23 protein-coding genes are annotated in these 23,426 nt (G+C 68.2%); 5 read left to right on the top strand and 18 right to left on the bottom strand.

What is annotated here, in order from left to right; translation table 11 throughout:
• Positions 1-37: 37 nt before the first annotated feature.
• The 11 genes from G3W89_RS25980 to G3W89_RS26030 form a co-directional block, all read right to left on the bottom strand.
• Positions 38-1,915, bottom strand: coding sequence for a branched-chain amino acid ABC transporter ATP-binding protein/permease (locus G3W89_RS25980; RefSeq protein WP_162576849.1), 1,878 nt, complete (start codon positions 1,913-1,915; stop codon positions 38-40).
• A 13-nt stretch (positions 1,916-1,928) separates the two neighbouring features.
• A complete protein-coding gene (locus G3W89_RS25985) occupies positions 1,929-2,801 on the bottom strand; it encodes a branched-chain amino acid ABC transporter permease (RefSeq protein ID WP_162576850.1) in 873 nt (290 codons plus the stop codon).
• A complete protein-coding gene (locus G3W89_RS25990; protein ID WP_162576851.1) occupies positions 2,798-4,195 on the bottom strand; it encodes an FAD-dependent oxidoreductase in 1,398 nt (465 codons plus the stop codon). The genes G3W89_RS25985 and G3W89_RS25990 overlap by 4 nt, the downstream gene beginning before the upstream one ends.
• A complete protein-coding gene (locus G3W89_RS25995) occupies positions 4,192-5,217 on the bottom strand; it encodes a TRAP transporter substrate-binding protein (RefSeq protein ID WP_162576852.1) in 1,026 nt (341 codons plus the stop codon). The genes G3W89_RS25990 and G3W89_RS25995 overlap by 4 nt, the downstream gene beginning before the upstream one ends.
• A gap of 32 nt (positions 5,218-5,249) precedes the next feature.
• Positions 5,250-6,527 carry a TRAP transporter large permease gene (locus tag G3W89_RS26000; RefSeq protein WP_162576853.1) on the bottom strand — a complete coding sequence of 426 codons (1,278 nt, stop codon included), beginning with the start codon at positions 6,525-6,527 and terminating at the stop codon, positions 5,250-5,252.
• The gene (locus tag G3W89_RS26005) at positions 6,524-7,153 is read right to left on the bottom strand and encodes a TRAP transporter small permease (protein ID WP_162576854.1); all 630 of its coding nucleotides are present in this window, start codon (positions 7,151-7,153) and stop codon (positions 6,524-6,526) included. Before G3W89_RS26005 ends, G3W89_RS26000 begins: the two co-directional genes overlap by 4 nt.
• Positions 7,154-7,190: 37 nt before the next feature.
• Positions 7,191-8,228, bottom strand: coding sequence for a DctP family TRAP transporter solute-binding subunit (locus G3W89_RS26010; RefSeq protein ID WP_162576855.1), 1,038 nt, complete (start codon positions 8,226-8,228; stop codon positions 7,191-7,193).
• Positions 8,229-8,298: 70 nt separating this feature from the next.
• The gene (locus G3W89_RS26015; protein WP_162576856.1) at positions 8,299-8,892 is read right to left on the bottom strand and encodes a DAK2 domain-containing protein; all 594 of its coding nucleotides are present in this window, start codon (positions 8,890-8,892) and stop codon (positions 8,299-8,301) included.
• A gap of 2 nt (positions 8,893-8,894) precedes the next feature.
• Complete coding sequence (locus G3W89_RS26020; protein WP_162576857.1) at positions 8,895-9,893, bottom strand: dihydroxyacetone kinase subunit DhaK; 999 nt, start codon at positions 9,891-9,893, stop codon at positions 8,895-8,897.
• Between the two features lie 64 nt (positions 9,894-9,957).
• Positions 9,958-10,863: a dihydrodipicolinate synthase family protein gene (locus G3W89_RS26025; protein ID WP_197893583.1), complete on the bottom strand. Its 906-nt coding sequence runs from the start codon at positions 10,861-10,863 to the stop codon at positions 9,958-9,960.
• A gap of 227 nt (positions 10,864-11,090) precedes the next feature.
• On the bottom strand, positions 11,091-11,885 hold the full coding sequence (locus G3W89_RS26030) for an IclR family transcriptional regulator (protein ID WP_162576858.1): 795 nt from the start codon (positions 11,883-11,885) through the stop codon (positions 11,091-11,093).
• 316 nt (positions 11,886-12,201) lie between these two features.
• Here G3W89_RS26030 and G3W89_RS33515 point away from each other — a divergent pair, with 316 nt between their 5' ends.
• The gene (locus tag G3W89_RS33515) at positions 12,202-12,327 is read left to right on the top strand and encodes a hypothetical protein (protein WP_269474989.1); all 126 of its coding nucleotides are present in this window, start codon (positions 12,202-12,204) and stop codon (positions 12,325-12,327) included.
• Between the two features lie 52 nt (positions 12,328-12,379).
• Here G3W89_RS33515 and G3W89_RS26035 read toward each other — a convergent pair whose 3' ends face one another.
• From G3W89_RS26035 to G3W89_RS26055, 5 genes are all read right to left on the bottom strand, one after another.
• The gene (locus G3W89_RS26035; protein ID WP_162576859.1) at positions 12,380-13,279 is read right to left on the bottom strand and encodes a 2-hydroxy-3-oxopropionate reductase; all 900 of its coding nucleotides are present in this window, start codon (positions 13,277-13,279) and stop codon (positions 12,380-12,382) included.
• 12 nt (positions 13,280-13,291) lie between these two features.
• Positions 13,292-14,089 (bottom strand): HpcH/HpaI aldolase family protein, encoded by a 798-nt coding sequence (locus G3W89_RS26040; RefSeq protein ID WP_162576860.1) that lies wholly within the window; start codon positions 14,087-14,089, stop codon positions 13,292-13,294.
• A 23-nt stretch (positions 14,090-14,112) separates the two neighbouring features.
• Positions 14,113-15,447: a glucarate dehydratase gene (gene gudD, locus G3W89_RS26045; protein WP_162576861.1), complete on the bottom strand. Its 1,335-nt coding sequence runs from the start codon at positions 15,445-15,447 to the stop codon at positions 14,113-14,115.
• Between the two features lie 7 nt (positions 15,448-15,454).
• Entirely contained in the window at positions 15,455-16,414 is a 960-nt protein-coding gene (locus tag G3W89_RS26050) for a Bug family tripartite tricarboxylate transporter substrate binding protein (RefSeq protein WP_162576862.1), read from the bottom strand.
• A gap of 141 nt (positions 16,415-16,555) precedes the next feature.
• Positions 16,556-17,587 carry a LacI family DNA-binding transcriptional regulator gene (locus tag G3W89_RS26055; protein WP_162576863.1) on the bottom strand — a complete coding sequence of 344 codons (1,032 nt, stop codon included), beginning with the start codon at positions 17,585-17,587 and terminating at the stop codon, positions 16,556-16,558.
• Between the two features lie 155 nt (positions 17,588-17,742).
• Here G3W89_RS26055 and G3W89_RS26060 point away from each other — a divergent pair, with 155 nt between their 5' ends.
• Together G3W89_RS26060 and G3W89_RS26065 are read left to right on the top strand one after the other, a co-directional pair.
• Positions 17,743-19,491 (top strand): serine/threonine-protein kinase, encoded by a 1,749-nt coding sequence (locus G3W89_RS26060; protein WP_162576864.1) that lies wholly within the window; start codon positions 17,743-17,745, stop codon positions 19,489-19,491.
• Positions 19,488-20,696 (top strand): OmpA family protein, encoded by a 1,209-nt coding sequence (locus G3W89_RS26065; RefSeq protein WP_162576865.1) that lies wholly within the window; start codon positions 19,488-19,490, stop codon positions 20,694-20,696. The genes G3W89_RS26060 and G3W89_RS26065 overlap by 4 nt, the downstream gene beginning before the upstream one ends.
• A gap of 71 nt (positions 20,697-20,767) precedes the next feature.
• Here G3W89_RS26065 and G3W89_RS26070 read toward each other — a convergent pair whose 3' ends face one another.
• Positions 20,768-21,055 (bottom strand): hypothetical protein, encoded by a 288-nt coding sequence (locus G3W89_RS26070; protein ID WP_162576866.1) that lies wholly within the window; start codon positions 21,053-21,055, stop codon positions 20,768-20,770.
• Between the two features lie 326 nt (positions 21,056-21,381).
• Here G3W89_RS26070 and G3W89_RS26075 point away from each other — a divergent pair, with 326 nt between their 5' ends.
• Together G3W89_RS26075 and G3W89_RS26080 are read left to right on the top strand one after the other, a co-directional pair.
• Positions 21,382-21,909, top strand: coding sequence for a CDC27 family protein (locus G3W89_RS26075; protein WP_162576867.1), 528 nt, complete (start codon positions 21,382-21,384; stop codon positions 21,907-21,909).
• 29 nt (positions 21,910-21,938) lie between these two features.
• Positions 21,939-22,844 (top strand): hypothetical protein, encoded by a 906-nt coding sequence (locus G3W89_RS26080; RefSeq protein WP_162576868.1) that lies wholly within the window; start codon positions 21,939-21,941, stop codon positions 22,842-22,844.
• Between the two features lie 90 nt (positions 22,845-22,934).
• Here the strand turns inward: G3W89_RS26080 and G3W89_RS26085 are convergent, their stop codons facing one another.
• Positions 22,935-23,408: a ferritin-like domain-containing protein gene (locus G3W89_RS26085; RefSeq protein WP_162576869.1), complete on the bottom strand. Its 474-nt coding sequence runs from the start codon at positions 23,406-23,408 to the stop codon at positions 22,935-22,937.
• Between the last annotated feature and the right edge of the window lie 18 nt (positions 23,409-23,426).

A 23,426-nucleotide genomic window follows, 5' to 3' on the forward strand; every position in this document is an offset into this window, starting at 1 on the left:
GGCCGTGCTTGGCCGCTGGGGTTTGCAATGCGTGTTCTCAGGCGATGCGCGCCGCGGGCGGCGCGGACGTAGCGTCGGCGACGCCTGCGGATGGGGCGGAAGGCGCGGCGGGCGTCGGGTCGGCGGGGCCCAAGGTCGCTGCCGCGTCGTAGCCGGCGCGCTCGCCCAGGTAGGCTTCGATGACGGCCGGGTCGGCCTGGATCTCGGCCGGCGTGCCCTCGGCGATCTTCTCGCCCAGGTTGAGGACCACGACACGGTCGCACATCGCCATGACGAGCTTGATGCGGTGCTCGACCACGAGCACGGTGGTGCCCTGGGCGCGCAGCTTCTGCAGGATGCCGGCCAGCTCCATCACCAGCCCGCCGCGCAGGCCGGCCGCGGGCTCGTCCAGCAGCAGCAGGCGCGGCCGGTTGACCGTGGCGCGCGCCAGCTCCACCAGGCGGCTCTGGCCGAAGGACAGGTCGCCTGCCCGGCGCGCCGCGAGAAAGCCGATGCCCATGGCGTCCAGCGCCTGCTGCGCCGCGGCGAGGGCGGCAGCTTCGCTGCCGCCCGGCGCCTCGGCGCGCCAGGCCAGCATCACGTTCTCGAGCACCGTCATCGACTCCCACAGCCGCACGTTCTGGAAGATCCGCGCCACGCCGCGCGCATGGATGTCCCAGGGCGCGAGCCGGGTGATGTCCGCGCCGTCCAGTTCCACCGTGCCGGCATCGGCGCGCAACAGGCCGGCGCAGCTGTTGATGAAGGTCGACTTGCCGGAGCCGTTGGGACCGATGACGCCGAGGATCTCGCCCTGGCGCACATCGAGATCGACTCCCTGCAGCGCATAGACGCCGCCGAAATGCTTGGCCAGGCCTCGCACGCGCATCAGCACCGGCGCCTGCGCGCCGGGTGCAGCCGGGCGCTCTGCCGGCGCGGAGCCCGCCGGCTCCTGCGGCAGCGCCAGCACACCGCCCGTTTGCCGGCCCTGCTGCGCCTGCGGCAGCCAGGGTGCGAGCAGCCAGTCGCCCAGCACGCCGAGGCCGCGCGGCGCCACCAGCAGCACGACCACCACGCCGAGGCCGAAAGCCGCCATGTAGTAGAGCTGCAGGTCCCGCAGCGCTTCCGGCAGGATGGTGACCACCGCGGCGCCCAGCACCGTGCCGCCGATCGAGCCGAGCCCGCCGATGACGGTCATCAGCAGCAGCCTGATGCTCTCGGCAATGAGGAAGCTGTTCGGCGAGATGAAGCCGTTGACGAGCACGTAGAGCCCGCCGGCCAGCGCACCGAACACGCTGCACAGCACGAAGGCGCGGATCTTGGTGCGGCGCGAGTCGACGCCCATCGATTCGGCGGCCAGCTCGTCGTCGCGCACGGCCCGCATCTGGCGGCCCAGGCGACGGCCGTAGAGACGCAGCGCGATCGCATAGACCGCCACCAGCGCGCCGAGCAGCGGCAGGTAGAGCTGCAGGTCGGTGTCCGCGCCGAGCGCCGGGAAGAACGTGGGCGCCGGCACGTCGCGCAGGCCCATCGGCCCGCCCGTGACCTTGGCCTCGTTGAGCACCACCTGGCGGAAGATCTCGTTGAGGGCCAGCGTGACGATCGCGAGGTAGTGGCCCTTGATGCGCATCGCCAGCAGGCCCAGCGCGACGCCCACGAGCGCGGCCAGCACGATGGCGCCCGGCAGTGCGAGCCACCAGGGCAACGCGAAGCGCACCATCCCGAGCCCTGTCGCATAGGCGCCGACGCCCATCAGCGCGGCCTGGCCCAGCACGATCTGCCCCGTCATGCCGGTGGCGATGTTGAGGCCCAGCGCCGCGATGGCCGCGATCCAGGTCAGGTTGAGGATGTGGATCCAGTAGCTGTTGGCGCCGCTCGCCCACGGCAGCACCGCGAAGGCGGCGACGAGGGCGGCGAGCAGCAGTTTGCGTGGCAGCATGTGCATCGTCTCCTCAGGCCCGGTCGGCCTGCCGCTCGGGCAGCAGGCCCTGCGGGCGCACCGCCAGGAAGACGAGCAGCAGCACGAAGGCGATCGCTTCCTTGTAGGTCGACGAGATCCAGTAGGCGCCCAGGTTCTCGCCGAGTCCGAGCAGCAGGCCGCCGATGATCGCGCCCGGGATGCTGCCGAAGCCGCCGATGATCATGGCGACGAAGCCCTTGAGCCCGACCATGCCGCCCATCTCGGTGGTCACGAAGAAGAGCGGCGCGAGCAGGATGCCGGCCAGCGCCGCCAGCACGCTGGAGTACGCGAAGGTGCCGGCCAGCACCTTCTGCACCGGGATGCCCATCAGCGCGGCCGTGTCGCGGTCCAGCGCGACGGCGCGCATCATCTTGCCGGCCATGGTGCGGCGAAGCACCAGTTGCTGCAGCAGCGTGAGCACGATCACCACGCCGAGGATCAGCAGCTGGTGCCAGCCGATGGTCACGCCCATCAGCTGCAGCCCGCCCTGGCCGAGCGGGCTCGGGTACAGCAGCGGTTCCGGTCCGTAGAGGATGTGCGCCATCTCCCGCAGGAAGATGCCGAAGCCGACGGTGGCGATGATCGACACCAGCGGCCGCTGGGCCTGCAGCCGGGCGAACACCACGCGCGAGAACAGCGCGCCCAGCAAGGCCATCACGACCGCGGCGGACAGCGCCGCGACCAGGAACGGAAAGCCCAGCGCGGTGATGAAGGTCGCCACGAAGATGTAGGCCGAGAACGTGACGAACTCGCCGGCCGCGAAGTTGACGATGGCCATGGTTCGCCAGACGAAGGCATAGCCGAGCGCGATCAGCGCGTAGATCGCGCCCATGGCCAGGCCGCTGACGGCGATCTGCCCGATCATGCGGCGCCTCCGACGATCGCACCTTGTGCCTTCAGCGTGCGCTGCAGCAGCCCGATGTCGAGCGCGCCCGGCGCCTGCCCCTCGCGCGCGGCCAGCGCGGCGGCCGTGCCTGCAGCCTGGCCCATGGCCATGCAGGTGCCCGTGATGCGGGCGCTGGCCAGCGCCCGCCGCTCGGCCGAGATGCAGCGCCCGGCGACCAGCAGGCCGTCGATGCCGGCCGGCAGCAGCGCGCCGAGCGGGATGTCGTAGCCGCCGTCCACGTGCTCCGCAGCATCGAGGCTCGCTCCCTTGGGATCGTGGCTGTCGATCGGAAAGCCGCCACGCAGCACGGCATCGGCGCAGCGCCGGCCGCGCCGCACATCGTCGTCGGCCAGCACGCTGCGGCCCTGGATGCGGCGGCTCTCGCGCACGCCGACGCAGGAGGCGCTGGCCGAGAGAAAGCTGTGCGCCGCGCCCGGGATGTAGCGCCGGAAGAACTCGGCGAACTCCTGCACCTGGCGGCGCAGCACCACCTCGGCGCGTCCCATCTCGTCGGCGCGGGTCGCGTCCACCGCGCAGCGCGTGACGTTGATCACCGCCTCGCCGGTGCGGACCCAGCCGCTGTAGTGCAGCTCGTTGCGCGCCAGCGAGACCAGCCCGTCGGCATGCGCGCGGGCGAGCTGCGGGCCGAAGCCCCAGAGGTTCACGTGGTCCTCGCCGCGCAGCGCCGCCGCGGGCACGCCGAGCTTGAACTCCGACGGATGCGCGGCCACGTGGTCGAGCAGCGCCGCATGATCGATGCCGCCGAGCTTGAACAGCAGGCTGACCGGCTGGGTCTCCGCGGCGCCGGTCTGCTGCGAGAGAAAGGCGCAGCCGGCACGCTCGGCGACATCGGCATCGCCGGTGCAGTCGACCACGGCTTTCGCCGCGTAGGCCGTGCGGCCGGACTTGTTCTCGACGATCACGCCGCTCACGCGCTCGCCTTCGCGCAGCACCTGCACCACCGGGGAGAACATCAGCAGGTCGACGCCGGCCTCGTGGCACATCGCGGTGACGACCGATTTGAAGAGCTCGTGGTTCACCGGCACGCGCGACAGGGTGTAGCCGGTGTCGTCGCGCACGTGGCCGGGCGAGGCGCCGGCAGCCACCAGGCGGTCGACCAGATCCTGCGGCAGGCCGGCGACGATGCGTTCGCCGCGTGCATCGAACCAGCCCGCGCTGTGCTCCAGCAGCTGCGAGGCGATGTGCCCGCCGAGAAAGCCGCCGCGTTCCACCAGCAGGGTGCGCGCGCCGTTGCGCGCCGACGCGATGGCGGCGATGGCGCCGGCGGTGCCGCCGCCCGCGACCACCACCTCGTAGTCCTCGACCAGCGTCGTGCGGCGCGCCGGCTCCTCGATGCAGCGCGGTGCCGTCACTTGGAGTTCGCCCGCGCTTCCCGCACCGCCTTGTCCATGGCGTCGGAGATGTCCTCGCCGACTTCCTTGCGGTACTTGTCGATCACCGGCTGTGCCATCTGGCGCATCTTCGCGAGCTCGGCAGGCGCCACCTCGTTGACCTGCAGGCCGGCCTTCTTGACCGTCTCGAGCGACTGCGCATCCTGGTCGCGCGAGACCTTGCGCTGGTAGAGCTTCGCCTCCTCGGCGGCCGAGGTGAGCAACTCGCGCTCGTCGGGCGTGTACTGGTCCCAGATCTTCTTGCTGAAGAGGATCAGCATCGGGTTGTACATATGGTTGGTGATCGACAGGTACTTCGACACCTCGTAGAACTTGTTGACCTCCACGTTGGAGATCGGGTTCTCCAGCGCATCGACGGTGCGCGTCTCCATCGCGGTGTAGAGCTCGGAGAAGGGCATCGCCACCGGGTTGGCGCCCAGCGCACGGAAGAAGTCGACGTAGATCGGCGACTGGATCACGCGGATCTTCAGGCCCTTGATGTCCTCCGCCTTGACGATCGGCCGCTTGGAATTGGCGACGCTGCGAAAGCCGATGTCCCACCAGCTGAGGTTGACCAGGCCCTGCCCCAGCACGCGCTCGTTCATGCGCTTGCCGAAAGGTCCGTCGACCACCGCGTCGGCTTCCTTGGCATTGGCGAACAGGAACGGGAAATCGAAGATGCCGAAGGCCTTGTCGCGGCTGACCAGCAGGCCGGCGCTGACCGCCGTCATGTCCACCGTTCCGCCCTGCAGCGAGGAGATGACCTGCAGGTCGCCGCCCAGCACGCCGGCCGGATAGACCTGCACGTTGATCTTGCCGCCGCTCTTCTGGGCCACGAGCTCGGCGAAGCGCTTGGCACCGATGCCTTGCGAATGCTCCGCGTTGTTGACGAAGGCGAACTTGACCTGGCGCGCCTTGATGTCGGCGGCCTGCGCGCCGGCGGCGAGCAGGGCCAGGGCAGCGCAGGGCACGGCGAGCCAGCGGACGAGGGGAAAGCGTTTCATGGTTGTCTCCGGTGTTTTCTTGAATCGAGGATCTAGTGCAGCCACTTCAGCGGCAGCAGCACGATGCTGGGGAACAGCACCAGCAGCAACAGCACCAGCAGCTGGGCGATCATGAAAGGCATCACGCCACGGATCACGTCGCTCATCGGCACCTTGGCCACGCCGCTGGCCACGTTCAGCACGGTGCCCACCGGCGGGGTGATCAGGCCGATGGCGTTGTTGATCACGAACAGCACGCCGAAGTAGACGGGGTCGATGCCGGCCTCCTTCACCATCGGCATCAGCACCGGCGTGAGGATCAGGATGGTCGGCGCGAAGTCGAGCGCCGTGCCCACGATCACCACCAGCACCATCAGCGCGAACATCAGGAGCGTCGGGCTGCCGAGGAAGGGCCGCATCATTTCCGTGACCTGGGCCGGGATGTTGGCCATGGCGATCAGCCAGGCCGAGACCAGCGCCGCCGCCACCATGAACATCACGACCGCGGTGGTCTTGGCCGCCGAGAGCAGCACGCCGTAGAGCTGGTTCCAGCGCAGCTCGCGGTAGATGAACTTGCCGACGATGAAGGCGTAGGCCGCCGCGACCACCGCCGCCTCGGTCGGCGTGAAGACGCCGAACTTCAGCCCGCCGACGATGATCACCGGCAGCACGAAGGCCCAGAAGCCCCGGCCCGTGATGCGCAGGCGCTCGGCCATCGGCATGCGCGGCGACACGGCGGCCTTGTCGCGGCGCGCCACGAAGAACCAGGTGCCCGCCAGCGCCAGCCCCAGCAGCACGCCCGGCATGATGCCCGCGATGAAGAGCTTGGTGATGGACACGCCGCCGGCCACGCCGAAGAGCACCAGGCCGACCGAAGGCGGGATGACCGGCGCGATGATGCCGCCGGCCGCGATGAGGCCGGTGGAGCGCGGGATGTCGTAGCCGGCCGTGCGCATCATCGGAATCAGCAGCGCAGCGATGGCCGCCGTGTCCGCGATGGCCGAGCCGGAGATCGACGCCATCATGATCGACGCCGCGACCGCGACGTAGCCGAGGCCGCCGCGCAGGTGCCCGACCCAGGCCAGCGCCGCATCGACGATGCGCCGCGACATGCCGCCCTGGTTCATCAGCTCGCCGGCCAGCAGGAAGAAGGGCACCGCCATCAGCGGAAAGTTGTCGGCGCCGCTGACGAGGTTCTGCGCGATGATCTGCGCGTCGAAGTTGCCCATGAAGGCCATCAGCGCGACGCCGCAGACGATCAGCGCGAACGCGATCGGCATGCCCAGCATCATGGCGGCGATCAGGGAGCCGGCGAAGACGGCGATGGTCATGGATGGCTCCCTGCGATGGCCGCCTGCCGCGGTGCGCCGGCGGCAGGCGCGCCGCCGGTGGTGGTGGCGTCGATGACGGCCTGTTCCTCGGATTCGGCGACCTGGATCAGTTCGTCCTCGGAGATGCGGCCGGTGAACAGCCGCCAGAGCTTGGCGACGATCAGCAGCGCCATCGAGCCCGCGCTCACGTAGGAGACGCCGAACACCCATTCCATCGACAGCTCCGTGACCGGAGCGAGGTTGCCGACGTTGATCGCGTGCTGCTGCCAGGTGCCCCAGAAGAAGAGCGCGCAGCACCCCAGCATCATCGCCTCGCTCAGCCCCAGGCAGATCTTGCGGCCGAGCACCGGCAGCTTGCGCACCAGCATGTCGACGCCCAGGTGGGCGTTCTCGCGCATGCCGGTGATCGCGCCGAGGAACACGAGCCACACGAACAGGAAGCGCGACAGCTCTTCCGAGACGGTGATGCCCGAGTTGAAGCCGTAGCGCAGGATGACGTTGCCGAGCACCATCAGCACCATGGCCCCGAGGCACAACACCAGGACCAGCTCGATCAGCTTGAAGTAGGCATTGGCGATGCGGTCGATCAGACCGCGCTGCGCAGCGCCCGCGGGGGATGTTTGCATGAAGTCTCCTGAGGGTGCGGGCGGTGCCAGCCCGGCCTTACTTGGTCGCGACGCGCTGCTTCGCGGTCTCGGCGTAGAACTGGCGCGCGAACTCGTCGCCCACGCGTTCGTTCTGGCGATCGATCACGGGCTTGAGCCGCGCGGCCATGCGCTCGCGCTCGGCCAGCGTCACCTCGTTGACCTGCATGCCGACCTTCTTGACCGACTCCAGCCACTGCTTCTCGAGCGTGGCGAGCTGCTGGCGCTTGAAAGCCTTGGCCTCGCCGGCTGCCGACATGACCATGGCCTGCTCGTCCTTCGACAGCTTGTCCCAGCTCTTGCGGCCCATCAGCAATGCCTCGGAGTTGATCGAGTGCTGGGTCAGGCTCAGGTACTTCTGGACTTCCTGCATGCGCATGGTGACGATCTGGGCGAGCGGGTTCTCCTGGCCGTCGACCGCCTTGGTCTCCAGCGCGGTGTAGACCTCGGTGACGGGCATCGGCGTCGGGTTGGCGCCGAGCTGCTTGAACATGTCGATGTACATCGCGTTCTGGATCACGCGCAGCTTGAGGCCGTCGAAGTCCTCCCATTTCGTGATGGGGCGCTTGCTGTTGGTGGTGTTGCGAAAGCCGTTATGCGTGTAGCCCAGCACCACCCAGCCCTTCTCGTAGGCCTTGTCGGCGAGCAGCTTGCCCATCGCGCCGTCCATCGTGCGGTCGAACTCCTCGCCCGACTGGAACACGTAGGGGAAGTCGAGGATGGCCATCTCCTTGATCTGCCCGGCCATGGTGGCGGTGCCGGTGGTCATCACATCCTGGGTGCCGGCCTGCAGCTGTTGCTGCTGCTGCATGTCGGCGCCGAGCACGCCGCTGTTGTGCACGGTCATCTTCAGCTTGCCGCCGCTTTTCTGGGCCAGTACTTCGGAGAACTTGGTCAGCATCATCGCGGCCGGATGGTCCGGCGCCATGCTGGTGCCGGCCTTCAGCTCGCGGGTCTGCGCCTGGGAGGCGAGCGGGAATGCCAGCGCGAGCGGGAGGGCGGCCAGCAGCAGGCTGCGGCGGGTCGCGGCGACGAGGGGGCGGGGGGAAACGGTCATGGTTCTATCCTTCTCTTGATGGGTGCGGGGCACGAGGCGCCGCTTGTCTCTGTCGATGAATGGGGCAGGCTCAAAGGGCTTCGGTCATGCGCAGCACCGCGACCATGCCGGGGTCGTCCATGCCCATGGACTTCTCGGCGAACATGCGCGCCCGCCCGATGCGGTTGGGCTTGCCTCGCATCGCGGTGATCGCCTCGGCCGCCGCGGCACGGGCCACGGCGCGCAGGTCGTCTTGATCGCCGGCCTCGCCGAGCGCGCGGGCAATGGCGTCGAGCGCATCGAGCATGGTCTTGTCGCCGAGCGAAGCGCCGCCGCGGGCCGACAGCGCCTGCACGGTGTGGGCCAGCAGCGCCGAGAGGTCGGCGCGCGTGAGCGCCTCGCGCGGCGGCACCCACTTGGCGGCGCCGAGAAAGGCCACCGCCAGCAGCGTGCCGAAGCTGGAGCCCGAGGCCTTCGCGCAGGCCTGTGCGGCGCCCTTGAAAATGTCCTCCAGCCGCTCAGGCAGGTCGGGCAAGGCGGCCTGCACGTTGGCGGCGCACTTCTCGAGCGTGGCGCCCAGGTCGCCATCACCCAGCTGTCCATCCAGCGTGTTGAGTTCCGGCGCGGCGGCCGACATGGCGCTCGACCAGCGCTGCAGGGCGGCCTTGAGGGTTTGCGGGTCCACGCTCAGACCTTCCAGAACGGGCAGTCGGCCGGCGCGCGCAGCAGCGCTTCGAGCTCGCCGTCCAGGGGCATCAGCGACAGCGAGGCGCCTGCCATTTCCATGGAGGTGGCATAGCGGCCGACCAGCGGCATGACGGGCGTCACGCCCAGCGCAGCCAGGCGCGCCGCGATGCGGCGGTACAGGATGTAGAGCTCCTCGGCCGGCGTGGCGCCCAGGCTGTTCACCAGCACCGCCATGCGCGTGCCGCGCGCGGCGTCGAGTTCGGGCAGCAGGCGATCGAGCATCTCGTCGGCGAGTGCATCGGCGCTCTGCAGCTTGCCGCGCCAGATGCCGGGCTCGCCATGGATGCCCATGCCGAATTCGATTTCGTCATCGGCAATCTCGAAGGTGGCCTTGCCCGATTCCGGAACGATGCACGGCGTGAGTGCCACGCCGATGGAGCGCACGGCGTCGGCCGCCTTCTTCGCCGCGGCGGTGACCTCGGCCAGGCTGCCGCCCGCCGCGGCACGCGCCCCCGCGATCTTGTAGACCAGCACCAGACCGGCCACGCCGCGGCGCTTGTCGCGCTGCTCGCTCGGTGCGCTGGCGACGTCGTCGGCAACCCGCAGCGAGGCGACCGCCCTGCCGTCGAGCTCCAGGAATTCCTGGGCCATGTCGAAGTTCATGCGATCGCCGCCGTAGTTGCCGTAAAGCGCGAGCACGCCCGCACCGCTGTCGCAATGCTGCAGCGCCAGCTGGCAATCGGCCACGCGCGGACCGGCGAACACGTTGCCGACCGCGCAGCCGTCGATCAGCCCCTCGCCGATGTAGCCGAGGAACACCGGCAGATGGCCGGAGCCGCCGCCGGTGACGATGCCCACCTTGCCCGGCACCGGGCCGCCCGCGCGCACCACGACGCGCCGGTCCTCGCCGATCAGCCGGAAGCTCTGCTCATGCGCGGCGCACAAGCCTTCGAGCATCTCGTCGACGTAGGCCGACGGCTGGTTGAGGATCTTCTTCAAGGGTTGTGTCTCCTGATGTTCTTGCCGCCGGGCGCGGTGCCCGGCAGGCTGCTCGATGTGCCGTTCAGCCCAGGAGCGGCTGCAGGTTCTTGCGGATGGCGTCCTTCTGGGCCTCGGTCACGCGCATCATGGGCGCGCGCGGCTCGAACATCGACACGCCCTGCAGGTGCTGGATGTACTTCACGCAGGCCGGCAGGTTGTCGTGGTTCAGGCTGTTCCACAGGGCGTTGAGCTTGAAGTGGATTTCGCGGCCGGTGGCGTGGTCGTTGTCCGCGACTGCCTTCTGCAGCTTGACGATCACGCTGGGCACGGCGCTGGTCAGGGCCGTGATGGCGCCGTGCATGCCGATGCAGAAGCCGGGGTACAGCAGCGCGTCGACGCCGGAGAGAACCAGGTTGTCGGGCTTGCAGCGCAGCAGCAGGTCGGACACCGACTTGAGGTCGCCGCCGCTCTGCTTCATGCCGACGACGCCGGGCACCTCTTCCATGATGCGCAGCATCAGGTCGACGCTGAGGTAGTTCCACGGGATCACGTTGTAGATGAGGATCGGGATGCCGGTGGCGTCGTAGATGGCCCGGAAGTGCTCGACGGTGGCGTCCGCATCGGGCTTGAACAGGTAGTGCACGGGCGTGACCTGCAGCGCCTCGATGTTCAGGCCCTTCAGGCGCTGGGTGCGCACGATCGCATCGCGCGTGCTCTGCACGATCAGTCCGGCGACGAAAGGCACGCGGCCGTTGGTGGCCTCGTAGGCTTCGCGCATGACGGTTTCGTACTCGGCGTCGGTCAGCGTATGGCCTTCGCCGGTGCTGCCGCCGGCCACCACGGCCCGGGCGCCCGCGCCGATGATGAAGTCGATCTGCTCCTTCAGCCCGCCCTTCACCAGGTCGCCCTTGGCATCGAAGGGCATGGTGATGGGCGGCAGCACGCCGGTCAGCTTCTGGCGCAGCGAGGAAGAACTGGAAGTGGTCACGAAGAAATCCTTTGAATGGCGTGGAACGGTGAGCGGTCGCCCAGCCGGGGCCGGGCTCCGAAGACGGCGCAGAAGCCGCTTGCGGGGGTCGTTGCGCCTTTTATGGCGTTCCGGAATCCGGTACAACGTTCCGATATTCTGCGGCGACGAGTTTGTTCGTCCTATGGGGGAATACCCTGAGCTATCGAGAAGAACCGGCGCCCGCCGGTGTGCCGCAGCGGGCGCGCTCAGGCTCGCTCGACGAAGCCAAGCTGGCGCGAGATCGAGTCGGCGGTCTGCATGACCAGGCCGGACAGCTGCTGGACCCGCTCGGGCGTCACCCGGTCGGCGGAGCCGGTCACGCTCACCGCGGCGAACACTTGTCCGCCCGCGTTGCGGATGGGTGCGGCGACGCAGCGCACCCAGACCTGATGCTCGGAGTCGTCGATGGCGTAGCCCCGCTCCCGCGTCGCGGCCAGGTCGGCATTCAGCGCCTCCACGCTGGCGAGCGTGTTGGCGGTGAAGTGCCGCATCCCGCCCGCAGTGACGCGGGCGACGACCTCCGGCCCCTGGAAGGCGAGCACCGCCTTGCCGACGCTGGTGCAATAGGCCGGTGCGGATTCGGTGCCGCTCAGGTCACGCGAGGAGAGGCGATCCTGCGGATCCTCGCGCTCGACCACGATCACGTTGTAGCCATCGAACACGCCCAGGTGCACCGTCTCGCCGGCCAGCCGGGACAGCCGGTCCATGAAGGGCTTGGCCTCGCGCATCAGGTCCATGTTGGCGAGCGCCAGGTTGCCGAGCTCGAACAGCCTGATTCCGAGGCCATAAAGGCCGCTGCGCGCGTCCTGCTGGATGAAGCCGATTTCGCGCAGCGCACTGAGGATCCGGTGCGCCGTGGCACGCGGCAGGCCCGCCGCCTGGGCGACCTGCGCCAGGCTCTGGGCACGATGGACAGTGGTGAAGCTGGCGAGGATGTCCATCATCTTTCCGAAGGACTGGATGCGGCTCTTGTCGTCGGGGCTCTTCGGGGCTTCGCTCATGGGTGCTGAGGTAGGGAGATCGTGGTTGGGGCCGGGGCCGGGAGGGTCATGCAGGCACGGCCTACTTTAGCCTGTCCGGAATCCGGAATCAAGATCCTTTGCGGCCTCGCGCAACGCGTTGCCTGCCCACTCGGGCAGGTGCCCTGCCTCTTGCGGCTTCGCACGAGGACGGCATGAAGCGCAAGCTTGTTGCACACCGGTGACGCAATGCACGTATGCGCCTCGGCCGAACGGCCACACGGACATTCGGAAGATACGCAGGCGCGCCGGCCGGGCCTACGATGGCGTCGAACCTTTTCTTTGAGGAGCCGGCACCATGCAAAGCAAGCACGCCACCCTGCAGCCGCAGGACCCAGTCGCCGCCAGGCGAGGCATCTACATGACGAGCGCCACCATCGCGGCGGCCATGGTGATGTTCGCGCTGTCGTTGCTGCGCGGCTGAGCGCGGCTCGCTGCCCCGCCTGCCGCCGGGCGCCGCCGCCTTGCGGCTCGCCCTACTCGCCGTCGCCTTGTTCGCCGTCCGGCGCCACCGGGTGCGCCGCCATCTGCTCGAGCGCCTTGACCAGGGCCGAGTGATCCAGCTGGTCCCAGCCGTGCGCGGCGCAGGACTGCATCAGCTGCGCGGCCGAGGCGGTCTGCGGCAGCGAGACCCCCATCGAACGCGCGCCGGCGAGCGCCAGGCTCAGGTCCTTCTGGTGCAGCGCGATGCGAAAGCCAGGGTTGAATGTGCGCTTGATCATGCGTTCCCCATGCACCTCGAGGATGCGGCTGGCCGCGAAGCCGCCCATCAGGGCCTGCCGCACCTTCGCCGGATCGGCGCCCGCCTTGCTCGCGAACACCAGCGCTTCGCCAACCGCGGCAATGTTGAGCGCCACGATGATCTGGTTCGCCACCTTGGTGGTCTGGCCGTCGCCGTTGCCGCCCACCAGCGTGATGTTCTTGCCCATCTTCTCGAACAGCGGCTTCGCACGCTCGAACGCGGGCTCGGGTCCGCCGACCATGATGGTCAGGCTCGCCGCCTTGGCGCCCACCTCGCCGCCGGAGACCGGCGCGTCCAGGTAGTCGCAGCCGAGCTCGTTGATCTTTGCGGCGAAGCGCTTGGTGTCGATGGGCGAGATCGAGCTCATGTCGATCACCAGCTTGCCCTTTGCCAGGCCGGACGCAACGCCCTCCTCGCCCAAGAGCACCTGCTCGACGTCGGGCGTGTCCGGCAGCATGAGGATGACGACCTCGGCCGCGCGCGCGACCTCGGCGTTGGTCTTGCACACGGTGGCGCCCTTCAGCGCATCGGGCACCTTGCTGCGGGTGCGCACGATCATCTCGTGGCCGGCCTGCATCAGGTTCTGCGCCATCGGCGCGCCCATGATGCCCAGCCCGATGAATCCGATCTTCATGTCGATGTCCTTTCAGTAGGTGGCGGAGTTGGAAGGCGTGGCACTCGGCGGCGTGGCCCGCATCGAGGCCAGCACTTGCTGCGCCCCGGCGGCGATCAGGCGCGCATCGGAGCTCACGGTGACGAACTGGAAGCCCTTGGCAATGCGCGCGAGCGCGCCCTCGGGCGTGCCGTTGTGGATGCCGGCGACCAGTCCGTGCGCCTTGGCGCGGGCGAGGATGTGGTCGATTGCCTGCGCGACCGGCGGGTCCACGTCGTCGAAGACGGGCCGGCATCCGAGCGCCAGCGACAGGTCCGACGGACCGATGTAGACCGCGTCCAGCCCCTCGACCGAGAGGATGTCGTCGAGATTGTCGAGCGCCTGCGCGGTTTCGATCATTGCGAAGGTGACGATGGTGTCGTTCGCGCGCTGCGGGTAGTCGGCCCCACCGTAGAGCAGGGCACGCACCGGGCCGAAGCTGCGCGTGCCGCGCGGCGCGTAGTGGGTGTAGGCGACGAGGCGCTGGGCGTCCTCGCGCGTGTTGACCATGGGGCAGATCACGGCATAGGCGCCGGCGTCGAGCGCCTTCATCAGCGCGCCCGGCTCCAGCCAGGGAACACGCACCACGGGCACCGTGTCGGTGGTCGAGATGGCCTGCAGCATCGTGACCATGGCCTGGTAGTCGACCACGCCGTGCTGCAGGTCGATGGTCAGCGAGTCCCACCCCTGGTGGGCCATGGTCTCGGCCGAGAAGCCGTTGGGGATGGCGAGCCAGCCGTTGACGGCAGCCCCACCGGATTTCCACAGCGTGCGCAGGCGGTTCTCTCTCATGGGGCTTCCTTCGGAAAGGGTGGTCAGCGGACGAAGGCCGGGCGTTTCGGGTCGAAGCGCCAGCCGGGAACCAGATATTGCATCGCAATCGCGTCGTCGCGTGCGCCCAGGCCATGCTGCTTGTAAAGCTGGTGCGCCTTCTCGACCTCGACCATGTCCAGCTCGACGCCCAGCCCGGGCTTCTTCGGCACCTGCACCAGGCCGCCTTCGATCTTCAGCGGGTCCTTCGTGAGGCGCTGGCCGTCCTGCCAGATCCAGTGGGTGTCGATCGCGGTCACGCGGCCCGGCGCAGCGGCGCCCACCTGGGTGAACATGGCCAGCGAGACATCGAAATGGTTGTTCGAATGCGAGCCCCAGGTCAGGCCCCAGTCGCGGCAGGTCTGGGCCACGCGCACCGAGCCGGCCATGGTCCAGAAGTGCGGGTCGGCCAGCGGGATATCGACCGACTGCAGGGCCAGCGCGTGGCTCAGTTGCCGCCAGTCGGTGGCGATCATGTTGGTCGCGGTCGGCAGGCCGGTGGCGCGGCGGAACTCGGCCATCACCTCGCGGCCCGAAAGGCCCTCTTCGGCGCCACAGGGGTCTTCGGCATAGGCGACCACGCCGCGCATGTCGCGCATCAGCCGGATCGCATCCTTCAGCAGCCAGCCGCCGTTCGGGTCCAGCGTGACGCGGGCCTGCGGAAAGCGCTCGTGCAGCGCGGTGACGGCCTCGACCTCTTCCTCGCCGCGCAGCACGCCGCCCTTGAGCTTGAAGTCGTTGAAGCCGTAGCGCGCCTGTGCGGCCTCGGCCAGGCGCACGATCGCCTCGGGCGTCATCGCCTTTTCGTGGCGCAGGCGCGACCAGTCGTCGGCGGCATCGGCCTCGCGCGCGTACGGCAGATCGGTCTTGTCGCGGTCACCGACGTAGAACAGGTAGCCCAGCATCTCCACGGCATCGCGCTGCTGGCCTTCGCCGAGCAGCGCGGCCACGGGCACGTCCAGGTGCTGGCCCAGCAGATCGAGCAGGGCCGACTCGATCGCCGTCGCGGCATGTATCGTGGTGCGCAGGTCGAAGGTCTGCAGGCCCCGGCCGCCGCTGTCGCGCTCGGCGAACTTCTGCTGCACTTGCTGCAGCACCCGCTGGTGGGCACCGATGGGCTGGCCGACCACCAGATCGCGCGCGTCTTCCAGCGTCTGGCGGATCTTCTCGCCGCCGGGCACTTCGCCGACGCCGGTGCGGCCGGCACTGTCGGTCAGGAGCAGCAGGTTGCGTGTGAAGAAGGGACCATGCGCGCCGCTCAGATTGAGCAGCATGCTGTCGCGGCCAGCGACCGGGATGGCGCGCAGTTCGGTGATGACGGGGGTGGGGTTGCTGGACATGCGCGCCTCAATCGATGGTGATCTTGCCGGTCTCGATCACTTTCTTCCAGCGGTCGAACTCCTGCTTCTGGAAGGTCGCGAACTGGGCGGGCGTGTTTCCAACCACCTCGAGGCCAATGGCGGTGAACTGCTGTTTCACTGCGGGGTCGTTCAGCGCCGCCACCATGGCCTCGCTCGCCTTGGTGCGCACCGCGCCGGGGAGCCCCTTCGGCGCGACGATGGCCTGCCACGAGTAGACCTCGACGTTCTTCACTCCGGCCTCGGCCATCGTGGGCACGTCGGGCAGCACCGGCGAGCGCTTCGCACCGGTGACCGCCAGCGCCTTGAGCTTGCCGCTCTTGATGTGCGGCACCACGGCGTTGACGTTCTGGAATGACGCTTCGACCTGGCCGCCGAGCAGGTCGGTGATGGCCGGCGCGCCGCCCTTGTAGGGCACATGCAGGCCGGTCGTGCCGGTCTCCTGCCAGAACAACTCGGCCGTGAGGTGATCGCTGGAGCCGTTGCCGGAGGAAGCGAAGGTCATCTTGCCGGGGTTCTTCTTCTCGTGCGCGATCACGTCGGCCACCGTCTTGTGCGGCGACGCGGCAGGCACCACCAGCACGTTGGGCGCCTGCACCGCGACGGTGATCAGGTCGAAATCCTTCAGGGCGTCGTACTGCAGGCCCTTGATGAGATGCGGGGCGATCACCAGCGGCCCCAGCGAGGTGACCAGGAAGCTGGAGCCGTCGGCGGCCGCGCGCTTGACCTGGGTCGCACCGATGGTGCCGGTGGCGCCCGCCTTGTTGTCCACCAGGAAGGGCTGGCCGAGTTTCTCCGTGAGCTTGGGCGTGATGGCGCGCGCCACCATGTCCGTCGAGCCGCCGGCCGGGAAGGGGACGACCAGCGTCACCGGTTTCTGGGGCCACTCCTGGGCGTGGGCGAGGCAGGCCGTCAAGCCGATGGCCAAGGTGCAGAGCAGTTTCTTCATGGGGCTTGTCTCCGGAAGGAATTCAAAAGGAATGGGTCGCCGATTTGCAGGGGGGTCGGCGTTGGTAGCGCTACCAAAACAATGCGATGGTAGCGCTACCGTACTCCACGTCAAGAGACCGGGGCTAGGGGTTTGTACCGATCAGGCGCTGGCGCGGCCGACGATCGAGAAGCCGATGTCCACGACCCGCTCGGCCACTTCCCGGCCCTCGGCACGGTCGACGATGAAGCGCGCCGCCTGACGGCCAATGGCTGCGCTGTCGATGCGCACGGTGCTGAGTGCGGGATGCAGGTCGGCCGCGAACTCCAGGTCCCCGAATCCGACGACCGCGAACCGGTCCGGCACTGCGATGCCGCGCGCCTGGGCCTCGGTCATCACCCCCAGCGCCAGCAGGTCGGAACTGCAGAACACGGCGTCGAAGCCGGGCGCCGACGCGAGCAGCTCCGCCAGCGCACGGCGGCCGCTCCCGAGGGTCGTCGGCGCCGGCACGTGCATCAGCGGCACCTCGGGCAGGCCGGCGTCGCGGGCCGCGTCGCAAAAGGCCTGGTGCCGGCGCCGCGAACGCTCGTCGTCGCCGGCCACGACCGCCAGGCGGCGCCGGCCCCTGCCGCGCAGGAAATCCACCACCGCCCGCCCGACCTCGGTGTGCGAGAAGCCGACCAGCATGTCCAGCGGCGTGGGCGTGAGGTCCCAGGTCTCCACCACCGGAATGCCGGCGGCCAGCAGGCGACGCCGGCCCTCGGTCGAGTGCAGGATGCCGGTGAGCACGATTCCGTCGGGACGGCGGCCGATGATGGCTTCGAGCAGCGCATCCTCGCGCGAATCGGCGTAGCCGCTCTGGCCCAGCATGAGTTGATAACCCTGCTCGGCAAGTGCATCGGTGAGCGACTGCACCGTCTGCAGGAAGACCGGCCCCGCGATCGTCGGCACCACCGCGGCGACCAGCCGGCTGCGCGTCGACGCCAGCCCGCCGGCCATGACGTTGCGCACATAGCCGGTGCGCGCGACCGCCTCGCTCACCTTGCGGAGCACCTCGGGCGAGACCTGGGTCGGCGAGTTGAGCGCCCGTGATGCAGTGATGGGCGCGACACCCGCCAGCTTGGCCACGTCGTGCAGCGTGACAGCGCCACTGCCGCGACGGCTGCGGCGTGCGGGGGCGGCCTCGGCGTTCATGGCGGCGATTCTAGCCAGCGACGTTAGCGCTACCGCACCTGTCCTCTTCGCCGGCGCCTCCGCCCGCGTCCGAACTCCTTTTCGCCTAGTGCTTCTGGTGAATGCTTCTGTTTGCATGCAGCAGTAGAGTCAATGCTCACATAGGGATCGACGCCATGGACTGCCTCGCCACACTCACCCTGCCCGCCGGTGCCGGCCCAGCGACCGAGAGCAGCGATTGGCCGGCACAGCAGCCCGACTGGGCCGAATTCGAACGCGACGGCGCGCGCGCACTGCCCGAAGGCCTGCACCTGCGCGACTACGAGATCGTCGGCCCGATCGGCGAAGGCGGCTTCGGTGTCGTCTACCTCGGGTGGGACCACGCGCAGCAGCGCCATGTCGCGATCAAGGAATACCTGCCGGCCGTACTCGCCGTGCGCGACCGCGCCTCCACCGCAGTGATCGTCCGGTCGCCGCGTCACCAGGACAGCTTTCGCATCGGCCTGCGAAGCTTCGTCAACGAAGCCCGCATCCTGGCCCGCTTCGACCATCCTGCGCTGGTGCGCGTGCTGCACCACTGGGAAGACAACGGCACGGCCTACATGGCGATGCCCTACTACCAGGGCCCGACCCTGGCACGCACCTTGGCCGGATTGGGCCGAGCGCCCGAAGAGGCCGAGCTGCGCGCGTGGCTGCACCCGCTGCTGGACGCACTCGGCACGATGCATGCGCTGAGCTGCTTGCACCGCGACATCGCGCCCGACAACATCCTGCTCACCGAGAGCGGCCCCGTTCTGCTGGACTTCGGCGCCGCGCGGCGCGTGATCGACGGTGCAGGGCAGTCGCCCGCCGTGGTGTTCAAGCCCGGCTTCACACCGGTCGAGCAGTACGGTGAGCTTGCCTCGATGCGGCAGGGCCCATGGACCGACCTCTATGCGCTGGCGGCCGTGGTGTACACGGCGATCACAGGGCAGCCTCCCATTTCGTCGATCGAACGGGTGCCCGACGACCCTCTGCAACCCCTTTGCGTACTCGCGCGCGGCCGCTATAGCGAGCCCTTCCTCGCGGCAGTCGACGCGGCACTGTCGGTGCTTCCGCAGGACCGACCGCAGAGCGCGGCCGAGTTCAGCGCCCGGCTGGGCGGCAACGGCGGTGCGGGCGAAGCCGGTGACGATGCCACGGACAACATCGCGTTCGACCAGGCGCCGGCCACGGATGCTGCCGAGGCGCCGGCACTGCAAGTCGCCCTCGAGAGTTTCGCGCCGTCGATCTCCACGCCATCCGCGCGCCAGGCCGAGCTGCTCGCGCCAATGGCGCCTCGGCCCCGCCCGAAGCCGGCACCTGAGCGGCGCGCGCGCCGGAAGCTCCCGGCTCTGGCAGCGACGGCCGCAGCGCTGATCGGGCTGGTGACGGTTGGGTACTACCGCATCGGGGACCCGGTCCGTACGGGTCCTCCGTTGGCCGTGCTGTCCGCCTTGCCGGCCGCGCCGATCGCTGCGATGCGCGAGCGCACGTCGCCGGTGACAACGCCGATGCAAACGCCGGTGCAAACGCAGGTGTCAGTGCCCGCGCTGCCGGACATGCAGCCGCTGCGCGTCGTCGCGGCGCCATCGATGGCCGTGGACGCGCCGCACTCCGCGCGATCCACCGAGCCCTCGCCATTGCCGCGCAGCACGCCACGGCCCGCCGCGGCACCCGCACCAGCGGGCGCCGACCCATCGTTCGTCACGGCGTCTCGCCCGCCCGCTCGCGCGGCCCGCCCGGTGCGGCGCGAAGCCCCTGCGCTTGCTGCCGAGCCGACAGCCCGGCTGGTGGCCGGCGCCGCGTCCTCGCGTGACGGCCGCTGCAGCGAGTTGCTCCTGCGCGCCTCGCTCGAACCGCTGGGCGCGAGCGAGGCGGCCAGTCTGAAAAGGGGATGTGAATGACCACGACTTTGCGCCGCACCGGCCTGGCCGCGTCCCTGTCCGGCGCCCTGCTGATCCTGGCCGGCCTCGCCGGCTGCGCGACGCCCGCGCCACCGCCGCCCTCCACCGCCGAGCTGCCCTTCGATCAGGCCATTGCGCAGGCCACCGACAGCCTGGTCATGCAGACGCAGAAGCAGGCACCCCTGATCCCCCGTACGAGTGCCAGGCGCGGCGTCGTGCTCGACCCGATGATCGACGCCGGCAGCGCCCAGCAGACCGTGGCCACGCAACTGCTGCAGGAGCGGGTCGGCGAGCGCATGGGTTCCAGGCACGACACGATCGAGCTGCTGCCCTTTCAGAGCGCGAACCTGGCAAGGGCACGCTACCTGTTGACGGGCACGATGACACGACTCTCGCGCGAACAGGCGCGCCCCCCGCTGCGCATCGACCTGGCATTGACCGAGCTGGCGACCGGCATGGTGGTGGCCCAATCCTCGGCGGTGGCGCGCGACGACGGCCTCGACCACACGCCGCTGCCCTACTACCAGGACACGCCGGTGCCCATCAAGGACCAGGTCATCGACAGCTATGTGCGCACCACCGCCACCCCGGCGGGCCAGCGCGCCGACCCGTACTACCTGGACCGCATCGCAGTGGCCCCGGCGTTCAAGGACGCCACCGCGAACTACAACGCCGAGCGCTACCAGGACGCCCTGATGCAATACAACGGCGCCGCCGGCGGAACAGCAGGCAATGCCCAGTTGCGCGTCCTCAACGGCATCTACCTGAGCTCGGCCAAGCTGGGTCGCACCGGCGAGGCCGAGCAGGCCTTCGGCAAGATCGTGGCCTACGGCATCGCACAGCAGCAGCTGGGCGTGAAGTTCCTGTTCAATCCGGGCAGCACCGCATTCTGGCCCGACGCCAAGGTCAGCGGCGCCTACCCCATGTGGCTGCGCGAGATCGCCAAGGCCAGCGCGGAAGCCAACGTGTGCATGGACATCGTCGGCCACACCAGCCGCACTGGCCCGGTCGCCTTCAACGACACGCTGTCGGTGCAGCGGGCGCGCTACATCCGCGACCGGCTGATCGGCGAAGCCGGCGTGCTGGGCGACCGCACCAAGCCGAGCGGCAAGGGCTTTCGCGAGAACATCATCGGCAGCGGGACCGATGACGCGGCGGATGCGCTCGATCGGCGGGTGGAATTCAGGATCGTGGACTGCGGCTGAGCGCCGCTTTCAGGGCTTGCGGGGCCTTGCCTCCGCGGGGCGCCCTCACAACCACAGGTACCCCGAAGCACTCAGGCGAAGCAGCGGGCGCGCCGGTTCGACAGCTTGGTCTGCAGCTCGTCGGCAACCTCGACCGCGCGATGCTCCATCACCGCGACCGGATAACTGCCGATCACGATGTTGTCGACGCTCACAGTGGCATAGCTGAACTCGCGGCCCAGGGCCGCCGCTGCGTCCTGCAGACACTGGGCCACCGACGCCAGGCCTTCCCGCGCGTAGCGCCAGGTGCCGTCGCCGACGCCCACATAAGAATTGAAGTTGCGGTCGCCGCGCTTCGTGATTTCAACTGCCGGTTGCATCGCTGTTCTCCCAGAGTTCGCTGGGAACGATTCTGTCGAGCACCCGCGCCGCGCGGAACTGGCCATTGGTCGCATCTGCCGCTCGGCATCCTTCAACTTGAGGAGGCCGCTCGGCTGCGCGCGCGCCCTCGGCGCGTACTCGGCACGCTGCGTTGGTCATGAAAAGGAACTCGCTGCCTCCCCCTGTTACCGAGTGGGGGCTATCGCCGCCAAGTGGGCGAAAGCAAGTCCATTACTCCAACCAGGATCCCCATGAAACCCTCCCGATCTCGACATCGTGTCGATGGCCGTCCGCCCCTCGTGCGCCACGACTTGATGGAGCCTTGATGGTCAATCACCACAACCACCCCGATCCGGCAGTGGCTGAACTCATCAGCCAGAGTTCGAATCTGTTCGGCCGCCTTTTCGAGGAAATCCAGGCCGGACCCGAATCGGCAAGCGCCGATGCACCCCCAGCGCCTGAGCTGGCTTACGACCCTCTGGCGGCGCTCGCCATCGTCGAGCAGTTGTGCGAACAGGAGGACTGGCGCAACGCGCTTCCCGTTGCCTCGCACCTATTCGTCCGGCAATCGCAGAACCCGCGTGTCGCCTATCTGCTGGCCTCGTGTCTGCAGCGTCTTGGCCAGAACGCGATGGCCCTGAGCCTCTACGTCCATTGCACGCAACTGGAAGACGAAGCGCCGACGCCGGGCCCCCTGTTCCGAATCGGAGAGTGTCTTGCCGCTCTGGAACGCAACAGCGAGGCCCTTGACGCGTTCGACGCCTCCATCGAACTCGCTCGTCTGGATGTCGGTCATTCGGACATCCTGGTCATCGCCAGTGAAAAAGCAGATGCGTTGCGCGCACTGCGTTGAGCAACCCGCCAACAACCCACTCAATCAACATGATCCCCAATTCCACGCCTTCCGCCACGATCCCAGTCAGCCACAAAGGCGCAAATTCAAAAAAACGGGTCCCTGTCCTTCCTGAAACCAATGTGGGTGCGCCCGGCGGCAAGTTTTCGCTGGGTATTCCGAAAAATCAGATCAGCGAAGATGATCCAGAGAGTACCGAGGCATCCACTTCGCCTCGTCAGGAAAATACTTTCCACGAGATCGCCCATGTCTCCAATCATTCGAGCGACACTGACTGCTCTACCCCCGCCTACTCCGACTCCGACTCGGACTACGACAATTACGAATCGCATGGTGAGCGCAGCCGTCAAGACGCATCCCCCACTCATCCGGAAAAGACTTCCTGGACTCGTCTTCGGAGCGTCAAGATCGGGAATGACGATACCCATCAGCCCCACGCCAATAACTCTGTCGTACAGCCTCGAACCGCCGTGTGGAGGCAAGGAACACTTTTATCCAAGAGAGGAGAAATTTGCATACCGGCGGGAGTTATCTTGGGCAGCATCGCGATCATGGCCTGGATGAGCTATCAAACGGCGATTCGGCCGAAACCATTTTCCTGGGAGCCGAATCCAGATTTCAATTCATCTGTATCTCATGCTTTCGAGAAATGCGCACAAGCACTCGGCTTTGAGTCGAACGACCAGCGTTTAATTGAAAGTTTTACATATCTTTTAAGAGACAGCTATTCAAAAGCCCTTTCTCATATAGATGATGTTGGCGGCCTTCTTGAATGCGACCCCGGCAAGCTGACCAAAGATCTTGGAAGCATTTACAGATCTTACGATCACCAAATGGAGGCCATGAAGAATGCCTCTGCTGGCGTGTTGTCGCCCAATGCATGCTTGATCCTTTTTTCGCTTGTAGCCCTGCTCATGCAAATGGGAATGATCTGAAATGAAAGCACGCAGCCGAGAGGCTAAGTAGTCCGCCCTGAGCAATCCCCGTTTGAGGAGGCCGCTCGGCGTGCGCGGCCTCCTCTTCGCTCAACCGCGGGCGCGCGCCTGGTCGCGCAGCATCTTGATCTGGTCGTGATTGCGCTGCGCGCCTTCGGCTTGACGCTCGACCACGCTGCGCACGTCGGCCGGCAGGTTCTCCTTCAGGGCCTTGCGGTAGCGCGCCACGGCCGCGTCTTCGCCGCGCTCGCACTCCTCGAGCATCGACAGTTCGCTGTTGGCGCCCACAGCCCCTTTCACGTGCACCCATCCGCGATGCATTGCACCCGCGGCGGTGCCGCCCTCGGCCGGTTTGCCGCCATTCGCCACGATCAACTGAGAGAGCTCGCTCGCGCCTTGCGCGCAAGCGGCGGCGCGGTCGCTGAACACGCGCTTCAGCTCGGGCGATTTCACCTCTTCGGCGCAGGTGCGAAAGCCGTACTCGCCGTCGCGCGAGTTCTCGAGCAGATCGTTCAGTACGTCGACCACGTCGTCGGCGGCCATGACTTCGGTATTCAGTGCCATGAAAGTACTCCTTGTGGT

It is taken from the genome of Variovorax sp. PBL-H6, from assembly GCF_901827155.1.
GTDB lineage: Bacteria > Pseudomonadota > Gammaproteobacteria > Burkholderiales > Burkholderiaceae_C > Variovorax.

Bases quoted from the DNA above. Each gene is read 5' to 3' on its own strand.
- G3W89_RS26060 (WP_162576864.1), top strand. From the start codon at position 17,743: ATGGACTGCCTCGCCACACTCACCCTGCCCGCCGGTGCCGGCCCAGCG.
- G3W89_RS26000 (WP_162576853.1), bottom strand. From the start codon at position 6,527: ATGACCATCGCCGTCTTCGCCGGCTCCCTGATCGCCGCCATGATGCTG.
- gudD (WP_162576861.1), bottom strand. From the start codon at position 15,447: ATGTCCAGCAACCCCACCCCCGTCATCACCGAACTGCGCGCCATCCCG.
- G3W89_RS26070 (WP_162576866.1), bottom strand. From the start codon at position 21,055: ATGCAACCGGCAGTTGAAATCACGAAGCGCGGCGACCGCAACTTCAAT.
- G3W89_RS26010 (WP_162576855.1), bottom strand. From the start codon at position 8,228: ATGACCGTTTCCCCCCGCCCCCTCGTCGCCGCGACCCGCCGCAGCCTG.
- G3W89_RS26005 (WP_162576854.1), bottom strand. From the start codon at position 7,153: ATGCAAACATCCCCCGCGGGCGCTGCGCAGCGCGGTCTGATCGACCGC.
- G3W89_RS26050 (WP_162576862.1), bottom strand. From the start codon at position 16,414: ATGAAGAAACTGCTCTGCACCTTGGCCATCGGCTTGACGGCCTGCCTC.
- G3W89_RS26065 (WP_162576865.1), top strand. From the start codon at position 19,488: ATGACCACGACTTTGCGCCGCACCGGCCTGGCCGCGTCCCTGTCCGGC.
- G3W89_RS26030 (WP_162576858.1), bottom strand. From the start codon at position 11,885: ATGAGCGAAGCCCCGAAGAGCCCCGACGACAAGAGCCGCATCCAGTCC.
- G3W89_RS26080 (WP_162576868.1), top strand. From the start codon at position 21,939: ATGATCCCCAATTCCACGCCTTCCGCCACGATCCCAGTCAGCCACAAA.
- G3W89_RS25980 (WP_162576849.1), bottom strand. From the start codon at position 1,915: ATGCTGCCACGCAAACTGCTGCTCGCCGCCCTCGTCGCCGCCTTCGCG.
- G3W89_RS26075 (WP_162576867.1), top strand. From the start codon at position 21,382: ATGGTCAATCACCACAACCACCCCGATCCGGCAGTGGCTGAACTCATC.
- G3W89_RS33515 (WP_269474989.1), top strand. From the start codon at position 12,202: ATGCAAAGCAAGCACGCCACCCTGCAGCCGCAGGACCCAGTCGCCGCC.
- G3W89_RS25985 (WP_162576850.1), bottom strand. From the start codon at position 2,801: ATGATCGGGCAGATCGCCGTCAGCGGCCTGGCCATGGGCGCGATCTAC.
- G3W89_RS26040 (WP_162576860.1), bottom strand. From the start codon at position 14,089: ATGAGAGAGAACCGCCTGCGCACGCTGTGGAAATCCGGTGGGGCTGCC.
- G3W89_RS25995 (WP_162576852.1), bottom strand. From the start codon at position 5,217: ATGAAACGCTTTCCCCTCGTCCGCTGGCTCGCCGTGCCCTGCGCTGCC.
- G3W89_RS26035 (WP_162576859.1), bottom strand. From the start codon at position 13,279: ATGAAGATCGGATTCATCGGGCTGGGCATCATGGGCGCGCCGATGGCG.
- G3W89_RS26055 (WP_162576863.1), bottom strand. From the start codon at position 17,587: ATGAACGCCGAGGCCGCCCCCGCACGCCGCAGCCGTCGCGGCAGTGGC.
- G3W89_RS26085 (WP_162576869.1), bottom strand. From the start codon at position 23,408: ATGGCACTGAATACCGAAGTCATGGCCGCCGACGACGTGGTCGACGTA.